General features: G+C 41.9%; 1 protein-coding gene. It reads right to left on the bottom strand.

What is annotated here, in order from left to right; genetic code table 11:
• A partial coding sequence (locus H8716_RS03910; RefSeq protein WP_249307217.1) for a Cna B-type domain-containing protein occupies positions 1–4,921 on the bottom strand: 4,921 nt, incomplete at its 3' end.
• Positions 4,922–5,276 lie beyond the last annotated feature (355 nt).

Below are 5,276 nucleotides of genomic sequence, written 5' to 3' on the forward strand. Positions count from 1 at the left end.
TCTTCGTTCCTTCCACCTTTGTGGTTCCCGTGATCGTGTTGGTGATGTTGTAGCCGCTGACTGCCTTTTCATATCCGGAAACTTCTTCCTCATCTACCGTGTAGGTGTATGCGGTCTTTCCATCCTCACTGTACAGCGGCAGATTTTCCCACTTATACGTCCAGTTATCGGCTGCGGTTACTTCCTTGCTCTCTTCCTTTCCATCACTGCGCACCAGCTTCACCGTGATCTTCTCCGGCAGAACCGTTCCTTCCGGCACGTTCCAGGTCTTCGTTCCTTTAACTTCCGTTGTCCCGGTGATCGTATTCGTGATGTTGTAGCCCTCAACTGTACTGTTATAGCTTGTTACTTCTTTCTCATCCACACTGTAAGTATACTTTTTGCCATCTGCGTCATATTTTGGCAGATTTTCCCACTTATACTCCCAGTTATCGGATGCTCTGACCGTCTTCTCATCATATTTTACATTATCACGGTTCAGGATTACCGTGATGCTTTCCGGCAGCTTCGTTCCTTCCGGTGCATTCCAGGTCTTCTTTCCGCTGACTTCCGTCGTTCCTGTTATAGTATTGGAAATCGTCCAGTCATTTTCTTTCTGAGAATAACCAACGTTATAAACCACATTCTCATTATTTACTTGGTATGTGATATTAGCCTTATCTTCTACTGCCGTTGCATTCTCAGCATTTTCCTGTAATTCTCTGACTGTATATTCGATGTTCTTACCATTGGCTTTTTCATTCAGATCCTTCCAGGTATAAGTCCAGTTATTGTCAGCGTTAAGTCTGATCGGATCTCCAACTGCACTGCCATCTGCATACAGCTGTACCAGAACAGATTCCGGACGTTTGCCATCCTGGTTGTTTGCATCTTTCCATTCTTTTACAACACTGACTTCAATAGTTCTGCCTTCTTCATCATATACATCAAAGGTATAGCCATTTGTATATTCTCCGGCGTTACCAGCTGCACTTGCTACGGTAAAAATGAGCGGCTCTGCCGTCTTATATCCGGTCGGTGCCTGGATTTCTTCCAGCTGATATGTATGACCTTTTTTCAGGTCCCAGCCATCAGTATTATATACCCCTGCTACCTTAAATTCGCCATTTGCATCTGTTGTAAAAGTTACATTTTGATTATCTTTATCTTTGACTTCAGTTTTCTTTCCATCCTTTATTTCATACAGCTGGAAAATAGCACCTACAAGTCGTTTTTGTTTATTATGTGCATCTCGCTTAATTACTTTATACTGGAAATGTTCTGCTGAACCTTCTCCATCTGTTGTAATCTGTGCGGTCTTATCTCCTGTTGATGCAGTGTAATCTCCTGTAACTGTTACATTATTTTTATAAGTAACTTTTCCTGTTCCTATGATCTGTGCCTGATAGGTGATCGTTGCTTTACATTCGTCAGGTATTGTCACTGTCAGACCTTTTTTATCTGCATCAAAGTCCCAGCTGGAAGTACCTCCTGGTTCAAGTGTAATCTGTACAGAGTCTGTTACCAGCTGCATATGTTCTGAAAATGTATCTTTAACTGTAAGATCTTTTCCTCCATTCAACTGTAACTTGTCCGGGTTTACCACTACTGTAAATGTTGAAGTATAATGATTAAGCCTATCCGGAGGAACAGTTTCCGTCTTTGTAAGTGGATTTACCTTATAATCCGCACTGACTTCACCTGTACTCTTACCTTTCCATTCTGCAGTATTTCCAATCTTTGTGGTATGATCTGGATTCTTTGCTGCTGCCTGCTGAATTTTTTTCAGAGCTTCTGCATCTTTTACTTTCAAATAGTACCTGATGCTATACCAGCTATAATATGCACCACCACTTTTCGTCGCTACGTTTTCGATGGAGAATGTTGCTCCTGTTTTAGTCGGTGTTACCGTAAGCGTTCCACCGTTGCTGGAACCATTTGCTCCGTTATCAGCCTCCCAATCTTCATCACCTGCTCCAAACTGTGCATTATTATAAGAATTACTATCTGTAGTTACAATTTCAAACAAGTCAGGATCAAAGATATCATGGATTTCCAGTGTATCTGTATCCACACCTCTGAGATAAATCTTGAATTTATATGCCGGCATACCACCAATCGTGGCATTTCCATTCTCCACTGACTTGCTAATCTCATGCTCTTTAAGAATATAGCTGTCACTTGCGTTTTTGCTTGTGCCATCCCCTGTTGCCGTTACTGTATTATAGTGATTTTCTCCATCTGGCCAGGTTGAATCCGGTATTGTCGTATAGGTCATTGTCAATACCCGTTCTTCACCTGTTATTGCTGGGAATAATCCTGCAAGTCTCTTCGGTTTGAAAACCACCTGAATAGATCCGGAAGATTTATTGTGACCTTCCGTTACCGGTGCTGTGTATTTGATATCATAGTTATCTGCACCGATTGTCTGACCATTCATGGCAATCTGCAAACTTCCTTCTTTATAGGAATCTGCATGATATCCACCTGTCCAGGTAAACGGAAGTGCATCTGTTATAGTAAATGATTCATTAAATCCACAATTTGGAATCGTTACATCTACAGTCCAGTTTACTCCATCTTTTGACGGTGCTGCATGTGTCTTTGTTACACCAAACTTATTCTGTCCTTCTACTCCAACATTCCCATCTGTTCCCTTACCACCAAATTCTGCATGGTTTGTAACAGAAGTATTCTCTGTTGTTTTTGAAATATCGGACGTTGTTGTATAAGAAATTTCATATTTATATGGTGTTCCATCCTTCGGCGGGAGTTCATAACTCCAGGAAGTATCACTATGACTCTTCAGTTGATCCCAAGGAATTGTTTCAGTTCCTGCTGGTGTTCCATCGGCCGTATATTTCTTCACAGTAATACCTGTTCCGGAATACTTTGTTGGAACCTTTTTATTTTCCTGGATCTTGTCTGTTACAAGACTACCACCTACATCCGTCTTTGCATCTGCATTAACAGTGATTGTCCAGTTAGAAGTCTGCCATCCGTTTGTTATCTCACCTTTCGTACCACTTTTGGTAATTCCGGTGTCATATGCCGTGGTATGATCAAAGTTATGATCTTTGCGGTACTCGTCTGTGTTATCTCCTTTTGCAGTTACAGTATTCTTTGTTTCATCTGCTGTAAATGTATCACCTTTTAATTTACTATAGTCTACGCTTGCAGAATAAGTGAATGTGATTTCCTCTCCATTCGTCATAGATGGAATCGTATATTCAAAACCATTTCCTTTGGCTGTAACAGTGGAATCAATGGCAAGAGCCCCATTCTTGTTGGATGTTGCTGTCAGATTCTTATCATAAGTAAGTAGTGTACCGCTGATGGTATCTGTCACCTTTACATTCGTACATGTACCGGTTGCTTTTACCTTGACGGTATAATTCATTTTTCCATGTTCTTTATCATAAGTTCCGTTCTTTTCTACGGAAACAGATGCTGAATGGTCAAACTTCACATCTTTTTCTACACCGGCGCCAAAATTAATTTTGTCACCAGATGCATTTGAATTTACCTTTGCTCTCAAAGAAAGCCAAAATTCTGCATTTGAGGCAATCTTCAATGCTTCATACGCTTCTCCACCATCTTTATTAAATATTACCTTGATCTTATTTCCTTCAATTGTATAAGTATTGCCAGGCAGATCGTATACTTTGTTTTCGACAGTAATCTTCATCTTAAATGTACCGTCGGTTCCTGTCGGTGTCAGCTGAGACGGAAATGTGTAGACAAGTTCTCCGTCTTTAGCAAACAGTACTTTATCACTGCTTTCCGCAAACTCCAGTTTGAATGAATATTCCGAATCCGGATGAAGAACAAGTGTTTTTCCGTCTGTATCATATGTGGCATTTTCAAAAGTAGCATTTGTTACAAAACTATTCAAATCAGAAGATGTATCTGCTGATACAGCCGCATCTCCGCTCACTGCTTTTACAAATACAAACGGTGAGAATCCATCGGTATGGATAGTTGCTGCGGTAACTGCATCGCTGCCGTTACGTGTTACGGTTCCGACTTCTTTTGCCTTGCCGTTTACTACGTGCAGTACATATACATCTGTAGTTACACCTGCGTCACCTGTCTCTGTCAGGATCGGGCTGTTGAAAGTCAAGTCTACTTTTGCATTCTGTTTGACTGTGATTTCTTTGCCTTCTTCTTCAAAGTGCATATCGTATACTGCTGCATCCAGTACCGTCAGGTTGTGTGCCTCGATCCATGCGCCAAGTGCAGCGTCTACATTCTGAGCAACATAATCAGAGTCCAGTCCGTACTGTTTTGCTACGAAGACTGCTTTTTCTGAGATACCTTTCGATAAGGTAACCTTTGCAGTTGCATTATCGACAGCACCACTAAAGCTGTCTTTTGTGGCAGCCTTTGTTTCTGTCTCGCTTTCAGATTCACTCTCTGTTTCTGTCTCTGTTTCTGTGACAGCTTCAGTTGTCTCTGTCTCAGGAGCTTCTGTTATCTGTGGTTCCGTTGCCGGTGCTTCCGTCACCTGTGGTTCCGTTTCCGGTGCCTCTGTTACCTGTGGCTCCGTTGCCGGTGCTTCCGTCACCTGTGGCTCCGTTGCCGGTGCTTCCGTCACAGGGGCTTCTGTTGCCGGTGCTTCTGTTACAGGGGCTTCCGTTACAGGGGCTTCTGTTGCCGGTGCTTCCGTTGCCTGAGTCTCAGGTGCCTGTGTTTCCGGTGCCGGTGCCTCTGTAGGTGCTTCCGTCGGTTTTGGAGCCTCCGTTGGCGCCTCTGTCTGTTTTATTGTTTCCGGAGCAGATGGTTCCGGTTTTGTCTCCTGCTCCACAGCTTTCTCTTCCTGCACCGCCTGAGTTTCGACCTGCAGTTCTTCAGCCAGTGTCATGATACTGGTCTGTTGAAGAACCATCAGAGCAACAAGAAGAGTTGCCAAAACACGTTTGCATTTCTCAAATCTTTTCATTCTCTCATCCCATCCTCTCTTTATTTTTTGCACTTTTGGGTACCGTTTATCCATCTTGTGGTACCCAATATCTAGCATTATTATAGTGCTTTTCCCAAATAAAGGGCAAGTGCAATTTTACATGATTTTATATTTTTTTATATGTTTTATTGTTCAAATTTACATCATTCTTGTTTTAGTATGATTTTTCGTAATTTTTTGTTTCTTTTTTACAAAATAAAATATCGGGTCAGGAGCCAATGTGGTCAACCTAATGTCAACTTAAGACAAGTGCCTGCTTAGGTTAATGAATAACGGTGCGAAATCGAGAAAAGAGGAAGGTAGATTTGAAAAGAAGACGCACTTTAATAGAGCT

This window comes from Jingyaoa shaoxingensis (assembly GCF_014385005.1).
GTDB lineage: Bacteria > Bacillota > Clostridia > Lachnospirales > Lachnospiraceae > Marvinbryantia > Marvinbryantia shaoxingensis.